At 42.1% G+C, this 19889-nt stretch carries 20 protein-coding genes, 1 tRNA gene and 1 pseudogene; 17 read left to right on the forward strand and 5 right to left on the reverse strand.

All coding sequences use genetic code 11. The annotated features are described in order from the left end of the window. Positions 1-738 precede the first annotated feature (738 nt). The 7 genes and pseudogenes from BDD30_RS23060 (at position 739) to BDD30_RS06410 (ending at position 5342) form a co-directional block, all read left to right on the forward strand. Entirely contained in the window at positions 739-933 is a 195-nt protein-coding gene (locus BDD30_RS23060) for a hypothetical protein (protein ID WP_132346831.1), read from the forward strand. Between the two features lie 15 nt (positions 934-948). Further along, the gene (locus BDD30_RS06385) at positions 949-1827 is read left to right on the forward strand and encodes an integrase domain-containing protein (RefSeq protein ID WP_012777183.1); all 879 of its coding nucleotides are present in this window, start codon (positions 949-951) and stop codon (positions 1825-1827) included. 3 nt (positions 1828-1830) lie between these two features. Further along, positions 1831-2031 carry a helix-turn-helix transcriptional regulator gene (locus BDD30_RS06390; protein ID WP_012777182.1) on the forward strand — a complete coding sequence of 67 codons (201 nt, stop codon included), beginning with the start codon at positions 1831-1833 and terminating at the stop codon, positions 2029-2031. After that, positions 2028-2660: an ash family protein gene (locus tag BDD30_RS06395; protein ID WP_012777181.1), complete on the forward strand. Its 633-nt coding sequence runs from the start codon at positions 2028-2030 to the stop codon at positions 2658-2660. The genes BDD30_RS06390 and BDD30_RS06395 overlap by 4 nt, the downstream gene beginning before the upstream one ends. Then, positions 2641-3537 (forward strand): annotated as a pseudogene (locus BDD30_RS24055) (primase-helicase zinc-binding domain-containing protein); the annotation flags it as partial. The gene BDD30_RS06395 and the pseudogene BDD30_RS24055, both read left to right, overlap by 20 nt. 51 nt (positions 3538-3588) lie before the next feature. Further along, positions 3589-4671, forward strand: a complete 1083-nt coding sequence (locus BDD30_RS24060) for a helicase RepA family protein (protein WP_041382720.1) — start codon at positions 3589-3591, stop codon at positions 4669-4671. A 461-nt stretch (positions 4672-5132) separates the two neighbouring features. Further along, complete coding sequence (locus BDD30_RS06410; protein ID WP_012777179.1) at positions 5133-5342, forward strand: helix-turn-helix domain-containing protein; 210 nt, start codon at positions 5133-5135, stop codon at positions 5340-5342. 214 nt (positions 5343-5556) lie between these two features. Here BDD30_RS06410 and BDD30_RS06415 read toward each other — a convergent pair whose 3' ends face one another. Continuing rightward, complete coding sequence (locus tag BDD30_RS06415) at positions 5557-6771, reverse strand: tyrosine-type recombinase/integrase (RefSeq protein WP_012777178.1); 1215 nt, start codon at positions 6769-6771, stop codon at positions 5557-5559. A 165-nt stretch (positions 6772-6936) separates the two neighbouring features. Beyond that, a tRNA-Arg gene (locus tag BDD30_RS06420) sits at positions 6937-7013 on the reverse strand. Positions 7014-7209: 196 nt separating this feature from the next. On the opposite strand from BDD30_RS06420, the gene folD reads away from it, so the two are divergent. After that, entirely contained in the window at positions 7210-8085 is an 876-nt protein-coding gene (gene folD, locus BDD30_RS06425; RefSeq protein WP_012777177.1) for a bifunctional methylenetetrahydrofolate dehydrogenase/methenyltetrahydrofolate cyclohydrolase FolD, read from the forward strand. Next, positions 8085-8297, forward strand: coding sequence for a ribosome-associated protein YbcJ (gene ybcJ / locus BDD30_RS06430; protein WP_012777176.1), 213 nt, complete (start codon positions 8085-8087; stop codon positions 8295-8297). Before folD ends, ybcJ begins: the two co-directional genes overlap by 1 nt. A gap of 59 nt (positions 8298-8356) precedes the next feature. Here the strand turns inward: ybcJ and cysS are convergent, their stop codons facing one another. Then, positions 8357-9742, reverse strand: coding sequence for a cysteine--tRNA ligase (gene cysS / locus BDD30_RS06435; protein ID WP_012777175.1), 1386 nt, complete (start codon positions 9740-9742; stop codon positions 8357-8359). 269 nt (positions 9743-10011) lie between these two features. On the opposite strand from cysS, the gene ppiB reads away from it, so the two are divergent. From ppiB to purK, 4 genes are all read left to right on the forward strand, one after another. Then, entirely contained in the window at positions 10012-10506 is a 495-nt protein-coding gene (gene ppiB / locus BDD30_RS06440) for a peptidylprolyl isomerase B (protein WP_012777174.1), read from the forward strand. 10 nt (positions 10507-10516) lie between these two features. Beyond that, the gene (gene lpxH / locus BDD30_RS06445) at positions 10517-11239 is read left to right on the forward strand and encodes a UDP-2,3-diacylglucosamine diphosphatase (protein WP_012777173.1); all 723 of its coding nucleotides are present in this window, start codon (positions 10517-10519) and stop codon (positions 11237-11239) included. Between the two features lie 134 nt (positions 11240-11373). Further along, positions 11374-11904, forward strand: coding sequence for a 5-(carboxyamino)imidazole ribonucleotide mutase (gene purE / locus BDD30_RS06450; protein ID WP_012777172.1), 531 nt, complete (start codon positions 11374-11376; stop codon positions 11902-11904). Continuing rightward, a complete protein-coding gene (purK, locus tag BDD30_RS06455) occupies positions 11901-12968 on the forward strand; it encodes a 5-(carboxyamino)imidazole ribonucleotide synthase (RefSeq protein WP_012777171.1) in 1068 nt (355 codons plus the stop codon). The genes purE and purK overlap by 4 nt, the downstream gene beginning before the upstream one ends. A gap of 879 nt (positions 12969-13847) precedes the next feature. Here purK and BDD30_RS06465 read toward each other — a convergent pair. Continuing rightward, entirely contained in the window at positions 13848-14468 is a 621-nt protein-coding gene (locus BDD30_RS06465; RefSeq protein WP_012777169.1) for a riboflavin synthase, read from the reverse strand. Between the two features lie 492 nt (positions 14469-14960). Between BDD30_RS06465 and BDD30_RS06470 the strand changes: the two genes are divergently transcribed. The 3 genes from BDD30_RS06470 (at position 14961) to BDD30_RS06480 (ending at position 18317) form a co-directional block, all read left to right on the forward strand. Next, positions 14961-15848 carry an outer membrane protein OmpK gene (locus BDD30_RS06470; protein ID WP_231849188.1) on the forward strand — a complete coding sequence of 296 codons (888 nt, stop codon included), beginning with the start codon at positions 14961-14963 and terminating at the stop codon, positions 15846-15848. 56 nt (positions 15849-15904) lie between these two features. Then, positions 15905-17179, forward strand: a complete 1275-nt coding sequence (locus tag BDD30_RS06475) for an MFS transporter (RefSeq protein ID WP_012777167.1) — start codon at positions 15905-15907, stop codon at positions 17177-17179. An 82-nt stretch (positions 17180-17261) separates the two neighbouring features. After that, a complete protein-coding gene (locus BDD30_RS06480; protein ID WP_012777166.1) occupies positions 17262-18317 on the forward strand; it encodes an LLM class flavin-dependent oxidoreductase in 1056 nt (351 codons plus the stop codon). Positions 18318-18630: 313 nt separating this feature from the next. Here BDD30_RS06480 and BDD30_RS06485 read toward each other — a convergent pair whose 3' ends face one another. Continuing rightward, entirely contained in the window at positions 18631-19443 is an 813-nt protein-coding gene (locus BDD30_RS06485) for a TraB/GumN family protein (RefSeq protein WP_012777165.1), read from the reverse strand. A gap of 188 nt (positions 19444-19631) precedes the next feature. On the opposite strand from BDD30_RS06485, the gene BDD30_RS24975 reads away from it, so the two are divergent. Next, positions 19632-19817, forward strand: coding sequence for an AbrB/MazE/SpoVT family DNA-binding domain-containing protein (locus BDD30_RS24975; protein WP_422615912.1), 186 nt, complete (start codon positions 19632-19634; stop codon positions 19815-19817). The last annotated feature ends 72 nt before the right edge of the window (positions 19818-19889 follow it).

A 19889-nucleotide genomic window follows, 5' to 3' on the forward strand; every position in this document is an offset into this window, starting at 1 on the left:
CTTGCTACACTTAATTGCTGTCATCGACAGCCGCCAATGTTTCCGAGGGAGCTGTAAGGAAACGCTTTCGAGTGATCCGCTATTGCTGCCATTGACAGCACTCAATGCTTCTAAAAGGTCTGTGAAGAAGCGCTTTCGAGCGACCATACCTAAAATTCTCCCTGATCTGAAAAGAGAAGGCCGTCAGATACCATGAGGCTGATAACCCCACTTATCCTTTGAGAGCGGGGATCGCGAAATGAAAGCGATGAAGGTGCACTTATACATTTGACTCACTCACGGCGTTGTTTATCCCGGAGGAAAAGAGTTCTTCTTATACCCAGGAGTCAGACAGGACAGCTTTACTTGCCTTTCGCTCCAATGAGATTAAGTTACACGTTTAACCTCATTCACTTCACGTAAGTTAAAGCATCCGCGGTTTGTGGTTTGCTTGGCTCACATCTTAACTATTGCTGCCTGAGTTATCAGGCGGTCAGGTAGGTTATATCTCAATATCAGCATATTGCGACAGTTTTACACTGCTACGGGCAGCACTTTGCTATGCCATCAGGCATCAGCAAACGCTTGCCCTCCTTCTGTTTACTCACTCCGATGTTCAGGCGTCACTTTCGCCGGTTTACCGCTGAAAGTGACGCCGCAGCATAAAGGCAACATTCATATTATAGGTGTATGCCCGTTCAACAAATCAGTGCTTCTGTCACTGCTAATTAAGATTAAAAAAACATCAAAAAGGAGGACTTGACGATATCGAGGCTGGCTTTTGCCAGAGGGGATAACCTGTTCACACAGGCGGTAGTACAGCGTACTGAAACCGATGCCCCGCAATACCTCAACAGCGTTCACTCTGGCGCACAGGTATCGTTCAAGGGCAAAACAGATAACCTCTGTTTTGTCAGAATTGTCGCGCGCCAGAGATTTAATGTTATCAGGTGAAAAATAAGGGGTGATATGAGTCGATTAGTCAGGGAAATGCAAACTTTTGCCCGACAGGCCGGAGGCAGTCATAAAACCTGCCATGACCGTATTAAGATAGCGGGACGATTAGGAGAGTTTTTACTGAGGCTGAATATCCAGGTGAAAAGCCTCAGCCATTTAAAAACCAAACACATTGAAAGTTATATCCATGCCCGACTGTCTCAAGGGATAGCCAAACGTACCCTGCAAAATGAAATGTCGGCGCTTCGCCATATCTTTCTTCTGGCGGGTCGGACCAAGTTAAGCACCTCTCCCCGGCTGAGTAATCAGGCATTGGGATTGAGTGGTGCCAGCCGAGCAGGGACAAAACAAGCTATTCCTGATGTGCTTTTTCAGGCGGTTTATCAGAAAGCAACAAAATACGATGCCGGACTGGCTGTCACTCTCCAGCTTACTCGTTTGATGGGGCTGCGTTCTCAGGAAGCCGTTCAGTGTAGTGCTTCGCTGAAAAGCTGGCAAAAACAGCTTAACCAGCCTGAACCTAAACTTCATATAATTTTCGGTACAAAAGGTGGTCGCCCAAGGCAAACCCATGTACTGAATGTGGAAGCCGTGAAAAAAGCCGTTGAGAAAGCCATTGAAATTGCAGAACAACGTGGCGGCAGACTGATTGATAAACCCAACCTCAAACAAGCTATGAACTACTGGCGTGCTCATACGACACAATTGGGATTAACAGGCTGTTATGCCCCGCACAGTTTGCGCTACGCATGGGCACAGGATGCATTGAAGTTTTACCAAGAAAGCGGTTTTACTCGTCAGGAAGCCAGAGCCTTAGTCTCAATGGATTTAGGTCACGGTGATGGTCGCGGGCGTTATGTTGAACGAGTTTATAGTCAAAAGGAAGATTGAAAAATGGCAGAGACAACCTTAATACGTCTGGCGGATGTCATGAAAAAAGTCGGTTTAAAGAAATCATGGATTTACCATTTGATGCAGCAAGGCGAGTTTCCTAAATCTGTCAGTCTGGGAGCACGCTCAGTTGCATGGGTAGAAAAAGAAATTGATGAATGGATTATCAATAAAATCAACAATCGCAAGGAAACACAGGGATGAGTCTGAATGAGACTTTTAACCTTAATTATAAGTTGATAATCAGTAAATTACTGAGGTATAGTTCACGCGCTGCGGCAAAATCCGCAGCCGGGATTTGCAGCCCGTACTCCTTACTGTCGATACCAATTTTCCTTGGTATTACGGCCTTAGCATACCTGTATTATATTCAGTATTGTCATTACTGCTATATACATCAGTCAATGGTAGCTCAGGCGGGGCAGCCTTTGGGCTGGCCGGTGTCCAGTAAGGCCGGTACTGCAAACTCCGTTTGGGCTACCACCAATGAGATTTGCAGCTCAGGTGGTAGTTATAAGTACTACTTACCGGAGGCCATTTTATGGCTACAATCCCCTATCATTCCTATTGGCTATCTTATCCACAATGTCAACTATTCTCCCGTTCTAAGGCTTTTTCTCTGGCAGGGGTGTTTTATGCATGATTACCGCCCTGAAAACTCAGAAGAAGTACTTGACCACTGCCGGGCACTTATCAATAGTATTATTGAGCAAAATAATCTCGCGTTTAAGGAAATCCTAGCTTTCATTTTATGGGAACGCATTGAACTGCTCAGTAAAATGCTGGTTGGAGAAACCTCTGAGGAGGAAAGTCATGCCCTCCTTCGTTTCTGATATTGTCCGGCAGTCCCGCCACCGCTGGCCCGCGATTCTGTCTCAGGCGGGCATTGTTGTGCCTGCCAATCATCGTCATGGGCCTTGCCCCATGTGTGGAGGGAAAGACCGGTTCCGATTTGATGATAAAGACGGTAATGGCACATGGATTTGTAATCGGGCTGAATGCGGTCATGGAGATGGACTGGATTTATTGGCAAAATTTAAAGGCTGTCAGTTGATTGAAGCGGCAAGGTGGATATCTGAGTTGTCAGAACTTCCGTCAACAGCGCCAGCCAGAAAAAAAGCCTCTGTTATTCAGGTGCCGATTGCTGAACGGGTCAGTTTATTATTAAATCAGTGCATTAAGGGCGCAAGCCCTTATTTGCTCCGCAAAAATTTAGCTGAACCCGTTTTTCTGTTCCCGCCGGCTTACTGTCAAAAGACAGGCAATGTGATGTTTCCAGAAAATACACTGGTGTTGCCACTGGTTAATATTTCGGGAGAATATTGCGGCGCCCAATTGATTCACCCTGACGGCAGTAAGCGACTATTATCCGGCAGTCAGTTAAAAGGGGCTTTTGCTGTTGTCCGCGAGCCTGATTCTCATGATGACATTATCATTACAGAAGGTTATGCCACTGGCTTATCACTGGCCGTTATTAACCGTAACAGTGCAATCTATGCCGCCATTTCCGCTAATAATCTGCTCAATGTAGCAAAAACGCTTAAAGCTCAACATCCCCACGGTGTTTTTATTATCGCGGGGGATAATGATATTAATGCAGATGAAGAGAACACCGGAAAAATTAAGGCAGAACAGGCCGCTAATGCAATACAGGGAAAGGTTGCCCTGCCACCAACAGACTATCAGGCTGACTGGGATGATTACCGCAGGCAATACGGTGATGAAGCCACCCGAACAGCCTTTTATCATCAGACAGATAAAATCATCAGTCCCCTTCCTGTAACTCGTCTTCCGACGACTTACAGCACATCATTACCTTTACGCAGAAATTCTGAAGGATTTGATACTCATCAGGATTATCTGATTAAAGGCCATTTGCCCAGTAACTCCTTAGCCAGTATTTACGGCCCCAGTGGTTCTTATAAATCTTTTTTGGCGGTGTCATGGGCATGTCATATTGCCACAGGTAAAGCATGGGCAGGTAAACGAGTCAATCGGGGAGCGGTGGTTTATGTAGTGGGTGAAGGGGGACTGGGAGTTCCTCGTCGTATCCGGGCATGGGAAAGCAGCTTGAATGATAACAGCCCGATAGACGCCCTTTACCGTATAGACTGCCCGGTATTTCCTGCTAACCCGGAAAGCGCTGAACAGGTGATTTGTGCCGCCAAAGATGTCGAACAGGAAACCGGATTACCTGTTCGTCTGATTGTACTGGACACCCTCGCCCGTTGTTTTGGCGGCTCAGACGAAAACACCGCTAAAGATATGGGCGCGTTTATTCAGGGTTGCGACTATATCAAAGCCAAAACAAACGCCACCGTACTTGTTGTGCACCATTCCGGCAAAGACCAAGATAAAGGCGCAAGAGGCTCCAGCGCCTTTCGGGCAGCACTGGATGCGGAGTTTAATATCCGCCGTGAAAATGATAAAGAAGCACTGATATTAAGCTGTACTAAAATGAAAGATGCTGATGAACCGCCACAAGTCGCTTACGACCTGCATCCGGTCAGCATTTGTATTGATGAAGATGGTGAAGAGATTACCTCTCTGGTGTTGTCAGATCAGCCCAGACAACCTCAAGATACCGCAGCCAGTGATGTGGCACTGGCCCATGTCCGGCGTCTGTCAGACAATCATCTGGCCCTATGGGAATCTGTTCGTAACCGAACAGCCCAAAGCGATTTCTGCACAAAATCACAGGTACGGGATGACTTACGGGCAAAAGGCATTGATGTATCAAAGAAATTCAGCCGCTGGCTGGACAAACTGGAAAATGATGGTTTATTAACCGTATTGGGTGAAGATATCCGCATTAATCAACGCCATTCCAATACGGGGGAATAAATGGTAAATGTGGGGGATATTGTCAGAAATCCGGCAATACTCCCCACTTGCCACTTATTAAGTACACCTAAAAGGGGGAAGCACGTGAAACCCTTATTCTGTCTGACCTTAAGCGACTTTAATAATATCAACGTGGGGGAAATAAAAATCCATATATCGTGGGGGATAAAACGGGGGAAACATGGGTATATTTCTTCTATGAACACGTAGTTATTTAATCCGTTCATAATATAATATCTAAAGCAATCCTATTCATTGACATTCAATAGAATACCTACATTGCTCTGCAATTATAAAAACACCTTTTCTTTATTTAAAGGGAATAAAATGGGTAATAAATGGGGGAGTTTCATTTAAACGGGGGAATAGTAAGATAATAGTATTTTTTAACTTCAACTATTTACAGATAGAGTCCATGAAAGGATAATTATTTTATGTCACCACTCAGGGGAATATAAAATATGATTCAACAAGATTGGCACCCAGCCGATATTATTGCCGGACTAAAAAAGAAAGGAATAACATTAGCTGCTTTATCAAGGAGCGCTGGATTAGCTTCATCTACACTAGCCAATGCATTGACACGCCGCTGGCCTAAAGGAGAAAGAATTATTTCTAATGCGTTAGAAATTGCGCCAGAAATTATCTGGCCTTCCCGTTATAAAAGGTAACAATATTAAAGTATCTAGGTCAGAGAGACTTTATAACTCTTAAAAAAACATCCCTCACTCAAAACATCTATTGCCCACTATTTAAGGTGGGCATTTTATATTATTTTTTGCTGTTTTTATCTGAAGAAGTGTAAGGAGCAATAAAATTTTTTACATTGTTTCAAATAATCTACTCATCATAGGAGTTTTTTATCTCTATCTCTGCAAATAATAATTAAGCTCTTTTGCCAAATGTACTATAAATTACATTTTCACCGTATTCTAAGCTATCCATATAGTCAGCATACCATTGCAGCATTTCCCTGCGACCATCCAAATATTGGGCGTGATTGTATGTTCCTCTGATACTGTTCTTATCAACATGTGCAAGCTGTGTTTCAATCCATGCAGTGTTATAGCCCTGTTCATGTAAAATTGTACTCATGGTATGGCGAAATCCGTGGCCTGTTGCTCTGCTACCATAGCCGATACGTTTAATAACTTGGTTAATAGCTGCTTCACTCATTGGTTTATTGGGATCATTACGCCCATGAAAAATAAACTCAAAACGCCCAGTGATGACCTCCAATGTCTTAAACAGAGACAGAACCTGCTCAGATAGTGGAACGATATGTGTGCGGCGCATCTTCATACGTTCTAGTGGAATTTCCCATATCTTTCTATCTAAATCTAATTCATCCCACTTTGCAGCTCTAAGTTCTATAGTTCGAACACCGGTTAACAATAATAGTTTTGTCGCTATTTGAGTAATGATACTTCCCTTGTATTGAGATAATGTTTGCAGGAAAAGAGGTAATTCATCGGCTAAAAGATGTGGAAAATGTTTAACTTTCGGTGATGCTAACGCTCCAGATAATTCAGCAGCAGGATTATATTCACTTCTACCAGTTACAATCGCATATTTAAATACCTGACTACAAGCTTGACGAATCTTCTTAAGCTTATCCAGAACGCCACGCTGTTCCATTTTACGAAGAGTTTCCAACATATCTAGAGGCTTAATATCCGTTATTATTCTTTTGCCAATATAAGGAAATATGTCTTTATTAAAGGATTCAAGTAAATCATCAGCATAGCCAACAGACCAATTCGGCAATTTATAGGAATGCCATTCTTTAGCTATGGCTTCAAAAGTATTAGTTGCTTGCCTGATTATCTCCTTCTGCTTTGTCTTCTTCACCTCAGCGGGATCAACACCATTAGCCAAGTGTTGCTTAGCTTCATCTCTTTTGGCTCTGGCATTAGCTAAAGACAAATTAGGGTATATCCCCAATGCAAGCAGTTTTTCTTTACCTGCAATCCGATATTTTAGACGCCAATAACGCGCTCCGTTCTTCTTCACCAGTAAATACAAACCACTACCATCAGCTAATTTATAATCGGTAGCTTTAGCCTTTGCTGACTCTACCTGTCTGGCATTTAATTTCATATGGGGGTATCACTTTCCATTGAACCTGAACATACCCCCAAATGTACCCCCAATATAGGATGGATTTCAACAAACTATAGTGGACATAGAAAGAATATGAACTGTAGTAGTGTCTTGTATTTACTGGGTTTAATGGACTTCGGTAGACATTAACGGAATTGATGATGGCACGCCCTACAGGATTCGAACCTGTGACCTACGGCTTAGAAGGCCGTTGCTCTATCCAGCTGAGCTAAGGGCGCATCTTGGGAGATGAGCTGCACCAGTAATGCTCTGATGCGGGGTGAGATTATACGGGGACAAGCCCTTGAGTCAATGGCTTTTCTGCTTATAAATCTTCATCTGGCTATTTTCTGATTATCAATAAAACTGACAGCACGTTCATGTTCTGACAAAATAGGCGATATCCCAATGTTTGATTTATGGATTTATGAGTACATGCCAGCAAAAATTATTGACGGGAAAACGATTGCGCAGACAATCAGAAGAGAAGTAGCAGAACGTGTTCAACAACGTGTCTCAGCAGGAAAACGTGCTCCCGGCCTCGCCGTTGTTTTAGTCGGAGAAAACCCCGCTTCTCAGATTTATGTCGCCAGTAAACGTCGTGCCTGCGAAGAAGTCGGGTTTGTTTCCCGTTCCTATGACCTGCCAAATACCACCAGCGAAGCAGAATTGTTAAACCTTATCGATCAGCTTAATGATGATTCAGACATTGATGGGATTCTGGTTCAGCTTCCTTTACCTGCCGGGATCGATAACGTTAAAGTTCTGGAACGTATCCAACCTGATAAAGATGTTGATGGTTTCCATCCTTATAATATTGGCCGTCTGTGTCAACGCGCACCAAAGTTACGCCCCTGCACTCCACGCGGCATTGCAACTTTGCTTGAACGTTGTGGAATCAACACATATGGCCTGAATGCCGTCATTATCGGTGCCTCAAATATTGTTGGTCGTCCAATGAGTCTGGAACTGCTACTCGCTGGCTGTACCACGACGGTTACTCATCGTTTTACCAAAAATTTACGCCACCATGTGGAACATGCGGATCTGCTAATTGTGGCTGTCGGTAAACCAAACTTTATCCCTGGTGAGTGGATTAAACCAGGCGCCATTGTGATTGACGTCGGCATTAATCGCCTGGAAGACGGTAAAGTCATTGGTGATGTTGATTTTAAAACCGCTTCAGAACGAGCAAGCTGGATCTCTCCTGTTCCGGGAGGCGTTGGTCCAATGACAGTGGCTACGCTTATCCAGAATACCTTGCAAGCTTGCGAGGAATATCATGATGTGGAAAAAACTGAAGGTTGTTAATGGAAATTTTTCATTTAAAAGGTCATCCCCATGTGGAGCTGTGCGATCTGCTGAAGTTTCAAGGATGGAGTGAAAGTGGCGCTACAGCCAAGGCAGTTATTGCTGAAGGTCTAATTGAAGTCAACGGCCAAACAGAGACACGCAAACGCTGTAAAATTACCGCCGGACAGGTTGTCACTTTCAATGGTGATTCTGTTTGCATCAAAGAATAACTAAAGTAGGCTCCCCAAAAGGGAGCCTTAATTACTAAAGCAGTTGTACTCTCTCGAGCTTATTTACGACGCCAGCTAGTCCCTTGCGGACCATCTTCCAGTTCAATGCCCATCTCATTCAACTGATCACGAGCAGAATCTGCCAGCGTCCAATCTTTGTTTTTACGAGCATCATTACGTTGCTTAATCAATGCTTCAATTTTAGCAATGTCTTCATCATCAACTTGAACACCACTATGCAGGAATTGCTCTGGATCTTGTTCCAATAGACCTAAAATTCCAGCCAGTTTACGTAACACAGCTGCCAGACCATTCGCGGCTGATAAATCTTCCGATTTCAGGCAGTTGATTTCGCGTGCCATATCAAATAGCACTGAATAAGCCTCTGGGGTATTGAAATCATCATTCATTGCTTCAATGAAACGCGCCTCAAATACTTCTCCACCTGCCGGTGATACAGACGCATCTGTACCACGCAGAGCCGTATAAAGACGCTCAAGCGCAGTACGTGCCTGCTTCAGATTCTCTTCAGTGTAGTTAAGCTGGCTACGATAATGACCTGACAGCAGGAAGTAACGTACTGTTTCCGCATCGTAATATTTCAGTACGTCACGGATAGTAAAGAAGTTGTTCAGCGATTTGGACATCTTCTCTTTATCCACCATGACCATCCCCGAATGCATCCAATAATTCACATACGGACCATCATGAGCACAGGTAGACTGAGCAATTTCATTTTCATGATGTGGAAACATCAGATCAGCACCACCACCATGAATATCAAAATGATTGCCCAACTGTTTACCGTTCATTGCAGAACATTCAATGTGCCAACCCGGACGCCCTTTTCCCCACGGCGATTCCCAGCTTGGTTCACCTGGCTTAGACATTTTCCACAATACGAAATCCATTGGATTACGCTTAACATCAGCCACTTCTACTCGTGCTCCTGCCTGTAACTGACTGAGATCTTGCCGGGAAAGCGCTCCGTAATCCGAATCACTTTCGACAGAAAACATGACATCACCATTATCTGCAACATAAGCATGACCACGTTTTATCAATGATTCGGTTAGTTCAATGATTTCTGGAATATGACGAGTCGCACGGGGTTCCAGATCAGGGCGTAAAATATTCAGCGCATCAAAATCTTTATACATTTCAGCCAACATACGGCTGGTTAGATCATCGCAACTTTCGTGATTTTCTGCTGCACGTTTGATGATCTTGTCATCAACATCAGTCACATTCCGCACATATGTCAAATCATATCCCAAATAACGCAGGTAACGAGCAATTACATCAAAGGCAACAAATGTTCTGCCGTGACCAATATGGCATAGGTCATAAATCGTGATACCACACACGTACATCCCTACTATCCCTGGATGAATTGGCTTAAATTCTTCTTTTTGACGACTGAGGGTATTGAAAATTTTTAGCATCGGGATTTTCCGTAAATTCACTGTACGCGTGATTAAAAATAACGAATTGATAACTCTGGACTTATGTCCCTATCTCATAAATAAATTTTCGATACGGCATCGTCCAATAAGATATTGAAACCCGATATTAAGCACTTTGCAAGGTTGACGATCAATATAGCTTACTGAAATTAATAGGTACTGACTCATTATGGTAGATGTGATATAAAAGCCACCTGGTCCAAATGCCCTGAATCGGGTTAATCAAAATTATTATTAGGATTTGAATTATGGTGACTTTCCATACCAACTTTGGCGATATTGTGATTAATACTTTCGCCGATAAAGCTCCTGTAACTGTCGAGAATTTCTTAAACTACTGCCGCAATAGCTTCTACGATAACACCATCTTCCACCGCGTTATTAACGGTTTCATGATCCAAGGTGGCGGATTTGAACCCGGAATGAAACAAAAACCGACTGATGCAGCCATCAAAAATGAAGCCAACAATGGCCTGAAAAACAATCGTGGTACCCTGGCTATGGCCCGTACCAACGATCCACACTCAGCAACTGCACAATTCTTCATTAATGTTGTTGATAATGATTTCTTGAACTTCCGCTCTGAACGCCCTGATGGTTGGGGTTACTGTGTGTTTGCCGAGGTTATCGAAGGTATGGACGTTGTTGATAAAATCAAAGGCGTTTCTACTGGCCGCAGCGGTATGCACCAAGACGTACCACGCGAAGATGTTATCATTGAAAGAGTGACCGTCAGCGAGTAACTTACTACGTATGTACACACTTTTTATCGCGGATTTACATCTAAGCGAGCACGAACCGGCAATCACTGCCGGTTTTCTGCGTTTTCTGCGTGAAGATGCTGTTCAAGCTGATAGCCTCTATATTCTCGGTGATCTGTTCGATTACTGGATTGGCGATGATGATAACAACCCTCTCCACCGAGAAATCGCCTGTGCATTAAAAACACTGCATCAACAAGGTGTTGCCTGTTATTTTATTCATGGCAACCGCGATTTTCTAATCGGTTCCCGTTTTGCTGAGGAAAGCGGCATAATATTACTACCACAAGAAAAAGCCCTGGAACTGTATGGTAAGCGCGTGTTAATCCTGCACGGAGATACCTTGTGCACTGATGACACAGGTTATCAACAATACCGTAAGCGGGTTCATACTCCGTGGATTCAGCGGCTGTTTTTACTATTACCACTGTCTATCCGCCAGAAAATTGCCGTAAAAATGCGCGCAAATAGTCAATCGGTCAACAGTCGGAAGTCGGAAACCATTATGGATGTCAATCAGCAAGCTGTTATTGATGCTTTTGAGCGGCATCAGGCTGACTGGATGATCCATGGACATACGCATCGCCCTGCGGTACACGAAGTTACTCTACATAACAAAATGTATCATCGCGGTGTGCTTGGTGCATGGCACTATCAAGGATCAATGTTCAAAATAACGGACAAATCAACCGATCTTATCTTTTTCCCATTCTGAATCACCTACCAGGTCACAATGTAAAGTATAAAGTAACGCAATCGTTTTCCTTAGCTTGTGAGCATGATATGATCCGCAGCCTTAAAGCGCTATATTCGTTCTGGTGGACGTTAAAATACAGGAGCATTTAACTTATGACTGCCCGGCCTGATTCAACAGGAACAGCTCAATACAACGCCAAAATCGCTATCGTCATGGGTTCTAAAAGCGATTGGACAACCATGCAGCACGCAGCTGATATTCTCACTTCTCTTGATGTCGCTTTCCATGTTGAAATTGTTTCTGCCCACCGCACACCAGATAAATTATTCAGTTTTGCCGAACAAGCCGAACAAAAGGGCTTCGATGTCATTATTGCTGGAGCAGGCGGTGCCGCCCATCTACCCGGAATGCTGGCTGCTAAAACCCTGGTGCCTGTTCTGGGCGTCCCCGTACAAAGTGCCGCGCTTAATGGTGTAGACAGCCTCTACTCTATCGTACAAATGCCAAAAGGTATTCCTGTCGGCACACTTGCTATTGGAAAGGCAGGCGCAGCAAACGCAGCGCTGTTAGCTACACAGATGCTGGCTCGTCATGATAAAGATTTGCTGAAGCGCCTTACTCATTGGCGTGAAACACAAACTCAGGATGTACTCGATAATCCCGATCCACGGGAGGAAGTATGAAACCAGTTTGTGTATTAGGTAATGGTCAGCTTGGGCGGATGCTACGTCAGGCCGGTGAGCCTTTAGGTATCTCGGTTTACCCTGTTGGTCTGGATGCAGAACCCGAAGCCGTTCCTTACCAGAATAGTGTGATTACCGCTGAAATTGAACGCTGGCCAGAAACAGCCCTTACCCGGGAACTTGCTCGCCATAAGGCTTTCACTAATCGGGATATTTTCCCTCGCCTGGCGGATCGTCTACCACAAAAGCAATTAATAGATAGCTTGGGGCTTGCAACTGCCCCATGGCAATTACTGGCTGATACCAACCAATGGCCACAGCTGTTCACCGAACTTGGTAATTTCGTTATCGTTAAACGTCGCATTGGTGGTTATGACGGCCGCGGACAATGGCGCATTCACCCCGGGGATGAAACAGAGTTACCAGATGATATTTATGGTGAATGTATTGCTGAGCAAGCCATTCCTTTCTCTGGCGAAGTTTCTCTGGTGGGTGCCCGCAACGAAAGTGGCAATTGTGTGTTCTATCCATTGACTCACAATCTGCACCAAGATGGCATTCTGCGTACCAGTATTGCCTTTCCTTCGGAAAATTGTCATCTACAGCAACAAGCTGAAAGCATGTTGTCAGCCATTATGCATGAGCTGAAATATGTCGGTGTGATGGCAATGGAATGTTTTATTGTCGGTGATAATTTACTGATTAATGAACTGGCGCCGCGGGTTCATAACAGTGGTCACTGGACTCAAAATGGCGCATCTATCAGCCAGTTTGAATTACATCTCCGCGCTATTCTGGATTTACCCATGCCTCAACCAGAAGTTACAGCGCCATCAGTCATGGTTAATTTGATTGGTACAGATGTCAATACACAATGGCTCAACTTACCATTGGTACATTTACATTGGTATGAGAAAGAAGTTCGCCCTGCACGTAAAGTTGGTCATCTTAATCTTTCTCACGCTAATAAAAACGAGTTAAAAAATACATTGCAGAAACTTATTCCAATGCTACCGCCTGAATATCAGAGTGGCCTTGAATGGGTGCAAGAAAAATTAACTTAGTTAACAGCTTCGTATATGGTCTTCCCCTGTATTGTTTAAGAACTATCAATTCAGAAGTACACGGATTCAAGCAAGCGCAGCTGAAGTCAAGTCTGATACTGACGTTGTTTATTTATTGATCTGATTATCTTGATTTGTATCCACAATAGTCCCACAGTAAGGACACAAATAGTAGGAAACAAAGAGGCACATATGAATACAGCCACGTTAAAAGTTCGTCTTTCTGAAGAGCTAAAAAATGCGGTAGCACAAGCCGCCCGGGATAATAAGTTTGGACATGTCTAGTTTTATTCGCTTGGTACTAACTAGAACTACAAAAGAGTACCATGTTCCTAATGCTACAACGCAGACAGCTATCCATGAATTGGAAAGTGGTGGCGGTACAAATGCAGATACCATAGATGAATTTTGGGACAAAATTTTCCAATAAAATATGCTAAAAATTCGCTATTCATCCGCTTTTAAAAAGGATTTAAAACCCTATCAACACGATAGATCAGTTATCGTCATTGTTTCACCCCGGTCACATAGTTAGCTATGCTCCCGGGGATTCGCTCCCTTGCCGTCGCGATGCATCTTGAAATCTATTGGGTATATATCGGATCGGAAGCCATGCAAAGTTATTCAAGATATGAGACTTATAATAGCCCAATAATAGCCCAACCCCTTGGGCTATTTTTTATTAAATTAGCTGAAAAAATTCCTCATGAATAGAATAAGAAGATGTAAGGCTTATCGCTCTGCATTCCAACCTATTTAAACGCTGCTTTGTTGGCTGCTTTCACTTACCCCAATCACATCATTATCTATGCTCCTGAGGATGCGTTCACTTGCCGCCGCACTGCAACTTAAAATCTATTGGATATATTCTTTCAATTATCATATTGATCTATTAACATTAATCGATCTAGATATAGTATCTACAATCGTTCTCGTTGTTTGATCTATTTCATAGTTAAGTAAATCACCAATTTTAATATTACCAAGATTAGTAGCTCTTAACGTTTCTGGAATTAAATTCAATTCAATGGTTTTATTTTCTTCATTTATACCATTGATTGTTAAGCTACAACCATGTAGCCCAATAAAACCTTTATGAAAAAAGTATTTTATATTATCTCCAGGAATATTAATCACTAATCGATACGTTTCTCCCGTTTTAATAAAATCAACGACTTTTGCAACACCTTCAATATGTCCATATAAACTATGACCACCATTTTCCTTATTCATTTGATGTGATCTTTCAATATTAACTTCATCCCCCACATTCAAAAACTTTAATGTGGTCACATCAGCCGTAAAATCTGATATATCAAAAGAGACTATATCGTCTTTAAATTGTGTGACAGTCAGGCATGTACCATTAATCGCAACACTAGCTCCCACAGAAACATCATCAAAGAAATGGTTATTATTACTGACGGTTAACGTACTAAATCCATCTCTTTTATCAAGAGATAAAACGCTTTCTTTTCCTTGCACAATTCCAGTATACATAATCACCCTCTTTTATTAAGTAGAAATGTCATTGTCACACTGAGATAATGTATTCTTTTCATGAACATATGTCTAATAAAAGTTTATTAAAGCTATTAACCACACTTTTCTAATCTATATTCAAAAAATGCCTTATATCCAATTGACTTAAATCAAAGTTTAAATCAAACATTAAAAAATCAATAAACTACTTTATCCTATGGTTTTTAATTATATTAAAGTAAATCTTCATTTATTATTTCCCATAATAAACTTGAATTAATTAACAATGCTATTTCAAATTCACAACACAAAATTAAACAAAAAGTCCCATTGCTAATTAAATAATCAATATATTACTGATACTAAAAAATCACTAAGGTTAAAATAATCTTATTTTTTTACTCACCTCACCTTTACATCAATAAAATCAAATATCCCTTTGACAAAACCACCCTGTTAGATCAATGTTAACTCCCATCATCCCAATACCACATGAGAAGGGGAACCTTCGTGTTATTTGCCCCAAAAACCCACGATACGAAAAACTGCCTAGCGCTTTTTTTCTCTTCAGGGATCTCTTTTCCATTTCCTTGTACCTCTTATTTAACAATTGCCTGGCACTGGATCGACGCCAGATTAAAGAAGAGTGGATTACTTTCAATCCTATTATTGTTGCCAGTAATCCATCAAGCTCGGGCCAACAATTTTGTTAATTTTCAATCTATTGATACCAGCCTTTATATGCAATTTGAAAATCGGGTCGATCCCAGAAAAACCATTTCACCGATTTTAGAGGCTTTCGGTGACTATAGCGTCGGAGATATGTACGTCTATAGTATTTGGCAAAACTCGCTGCAAAGTGATTATAAAGGCGATAAAAGCACCTACTATTATAAATTTGTGCCAAGAATGAGCTTTAGTAAAATCACGGGTAATGACCTCTCTTTTGGTCCGTTCAAAGATATTCTGTTCGCTCAATGGGTTGCTAAAACTAAAGATATAGATTACGACTATTTCCCTGGTATCAGTATTGATTGGCAGACAAATTGGATTAGTTGGTTACGTACAACTTTTTATTTTGAGAATAACGACAAAGGGAGCTGGAACGATCAGCGAATCCATATCGATTACGGAATTCCCTTCAATAATCGTTTAGGTGATTTCCGTGTTGTCGGTACTTTTGATTATACTTTGGGTTTACATGGACAACCTGAGACTATCGATTTCAAACCCGAGTTACATTACGATTTAGGAAAACGCCTTGGTAACCAACCCAGCCATTTATGGATAGGCATTGTCCTGAATCCAATAAAAAATAAATATAAAATAAGAGATACGTCTTATTATCGAACGGATCAATTTAGCTATGGGATCTTTCTTCGATATAGTTTTTTCTGATACCGCAATAAAATATCAGAAATTTTCTGATTACCTTTATCCATTATGGAGTCAAGATGCCCATTCAACATGACAGGTTCGGACGTACTTATCAGTGGCTCCTGCTGATACTTTTAGGTCTGGTTTACTTTCTGGTCACCGCAACCACATTTACCTCACTGGGTGTTGTATTACCCAGTATGATCAAGGAATTAAACTGGAGTTGGACTGATGCAGGTCTGGGGTTCACTTTACTTGGCCTGTCATGTGGACTATCCAGTTATCTTCCAGCAATGTTTATCCGCCGGACAGGTGTTCGTGCCACCTTACTGATCGGTACACTTACTTTTATCACCGGCTTTTACATCCTCTACAACACTCACAGTATCACCGCTTATTTCACCGGTACAACACTATTAGGCATTGGCTTTAGTCTTATGGCTACTGTTCCCGGAACTTATGTCATTAGCCGGCTCTTTGAAAAACAGTCATTAGCTTTCGGTATCTATTTCACCATCGGAGGATTAGGCGGCGTGGTCGGTCCGTGGATCTATTTCCTGGCAACGGTGTTTTGGGGAAACTGGCGTATGCATTGGGCAATTTCCGGGGTATTACTTACGTTGATCAGTATATTGACCATTTTGATTATGCGAGAAGGCAAAAAGGAAAATGCCCATGCTGAAAGAGTCAGCAAAAATCAACAAGACCATGTCCCTTCCAGTATCTATCGCACGAGGGAAATATGGAATGTCCGGCAAGCATTGCATACTTGGCAATTTTATGTCATTGCAGCCGCTTATACCTCTTTTTTACTGTGTGGGATAACCGTTAACAGCTTTGCTGTCGCCCATATTACTGAAAATGGATTCAGCGAATCTGTTGCTGCTTCCTCGCTCAGCATTTTGGCTTTTATCAACGCATTCTCCAGATTTGCGGGAGGCGCGGTTGGTGAATGGCTTGATCCCAAGAAACTGCTTATCGGCAGTCTGTCGATAATTATCTGTGGTCTTATCGCACTCAGCGTCGCCACATCATGGACATTTTTAATCCTATTCACTTTGTGTATTGGCATCGGCTATGGCATGACCTTTCTGGCATCCAGCATATTACTGTTCAATTATTTTGGTCGCGCACCCTATCTGGAATTATTCTCAGTGGTGAACTTAATCTCCACTATCGCATGTTTCGCCCCTTTTCTGGTGGGAGTAATTAAGGATTATTCAGGTAGTTTTACCCCCGCATTTCTCATTATTGCTATACCGGTGCTTACCATTCTGATTATCACTTTTAGGATGCAACCGCCTTTACAAATAGTCAGGAAACATTCTGACAACAGTTCCTTACTTAATTGAATTTAAAAATAAGAAAGCAGCAACTTGAAAGATGAAGGGTATAAAAAGGTATTCCTTATAACACACAAACAAGGAATTAATGATGGCAAACAAAGAATTCGGAGTTTTTCTACCTATAGCGAAAGGTGGATGGATTATTTCTAAAAATACACCACCGCTGGATGGCTCTTATCAGCAAAACCGTGAAGCCGCTATTTTGGCTGATCAAATTGGTCTGGATTTTATTATGTCCATGAGTAAATGGCGTGGTTTTGGCGGCGAAACAGAGCATTGGGGCTGTTCGTTGGAATCTGTCACGATGATGGCGGGCATTGCCGAAGTCACTCATCATGCCCGACTTATCGCAACCATGCATGCCGGGCTGCATAACCCTGCCGTGACAGCCAAAATGATCGCGACATTAGATCAAATTAGTCATGGACGTGCCGGGCTAAATATTGTCTCCGGCTCATTTAAAGACGAATTCGAGCAAATGGGGGAATGGGATAGCAATTTAGATCACGATCAACGTTACACCATGACCGAAGAATGGACTCAATTGATTAAACGGCTTTGGTGCGAAAAACAGGTTAATCACCAAGGAGATTATTTTAATTTAAAGCATTGCGTTTCCGAACCCAAACCAGTTTCTGTTCCACGTCCTTATTTGGTCTGCGCCGGCCAGTCAGAACGCGGATTACATTTTAGTGTACGCCATACTGATGTGTGTTTCATTGGTGGTAAAGATGAAGAAGAAACACGACAAATCAGTCTGATGGCTAAACGTATTGCAGCAGAATACGGTACCACCACCAAAACCTTTTGTATGAATACCATTATCTGCGCTGAAACAGATGAAGAAGCTGAAACGCTGGCTCAGTTCTATCGTGATGGTTTAGATACAGAAGCAGTTAAGAACATGATGCACAGTTTTGGTGTCGATGTTGGCGAAAAAAGCAATGCTATGGTTGAAAGATCCCAAAATGCTTTCATGACCCACACCGCTATTGGTAACCCGGAAACCTGTCGCAAACAATTATCAGATTTACTACGTGAATGCGAACTGGATGGAGTTATGTTGATCTTCCCTGATTATATTAAGGGCTTAACCACTTTCGGCGAAAAAATCTTGCCACAACTCAGAGCAGAATTTGCCTAAAATTAATATCTTTACTCATTACTGGCTTAAAAATCGGGACAACTCAAGGTCAAAAGGTTGTCCTGATTGCAAAACGTCATAAATAACATAAACAGTAAAGTTAACGTTCTGTTTTTTCGGTAAAATGATCACTAGTGTCACAATTTCATTACATAGAATAATTTTATAATTAAGGGCAATGGATGAAATGGCATCTTGAAATTGGTACTCTGACTGTGGCTCTGTTGCCTATAGGTAATACTCCGAACAATAAGAATAACGAAAATAACAGGTTATTCCTCTTTGACTGGCCAATAGCAATATTGGCCTTTTTTTATCTCGGTTCTTCTAGCAACATCTGAAGCAAATTGCCTTCCCCATACAGGTGCAAAGCGCCGACAACAACCAGATACCGCCCGGCAGGCAATTCCCGCAAGTATTTATTCCACTGCTTATTACGATCAATCATCAGTAGTTGATAGATATCCTCACTGAAAGTTGTTGGTAAAGAATGTGTTTGCTGTTTAGGTTGATAATCCATCCACCAGCTTATCATGGTTTGTAAAGCACGAGCGTTGGTGTGCCAATGTAATAATGTATCTTCTAGTAGTGACAAACCATTATTCGGGAGCTGATGAAGTAAATTAATCTGTGAGTCAGTCCCCTCAAGCTCGATAATCATTTTTCCTTGCGCTTTAGCCGCATTAAGTAGCTGATAATCAATACCGTAGTGAGGATATAATCCTAGGTTTTGCGCCTGCCCAACTTGCAAAATTAAAGCAATTTGCCATGAAGGTAATAAATTGAGTAGTTCTTCTTGTTGGCGGATTTCATTGCAATAGCGCCGAAAATCCTGATACATCTCAGAAGATAGACGTTGCTCGATACGAGAGTATGATTGAAATTCATCATTAAATGGGAAACCTGCCTGAGTAATATCTGCTTCGACGATTAACGTATCGGATTGATTAAGCTGATCCATTAATATTCCAGAAAGTGGAAACATATTTTCAGTTCCCATATGAATACTGCCTACCAGGTGCAAATATTTGCCGCCTGTCAGTGTAATATCATGAGCTGGATAAGGATAACGGCGGGAAGGATTCAGCCCCAGCATATTGGTAAGGTGTTTAATCAGTCGTCCCATTTGTATCTCCGGTTCAGCATTTATTTTAGGCTAACCATTTTCCAGCTAATATTACAGCTGTACCTCTGCTGTATCTTTATTTATTTCCATTGATATTTCTTTACTCCTATCAGCATACAAGATTACCTTGATTAGGTAAGGAATATTCCTTTCTATATGATTAAATGAATAACTAGAGAATTGCTATGATGTCTATCTATGAACTTGCAACATTGACTTCCAAAGGTCAAATAACGTCACCTAAGCTTATCCATCAGGCATTAGGTCTTGATACAGGTAGCAAGCTAGCCTTTGAGCTGCATGAAGCAGTAAAAAAAGCTGAGAAGAATACTCCTGGCAGGTTTGAGAGCAATGTTAATTTGTCAGTCAGATAGGTGAGATAATATAAAGTGCGATCATATACCTGTTATCTTTCAAGTTGCCTCTTTGTTGGCTGCACTCACTCA

This window comes from Photorhabdus asymbiotica, from assembly GCF_003634575.1.
Classification (GTDB): Bacteria; Pseudomonadota; Gammaproteobacteria; order Enterobacterales; family Enterobacteriaceae; genus Photorhabdus; species Photorhabdus asymbiotica.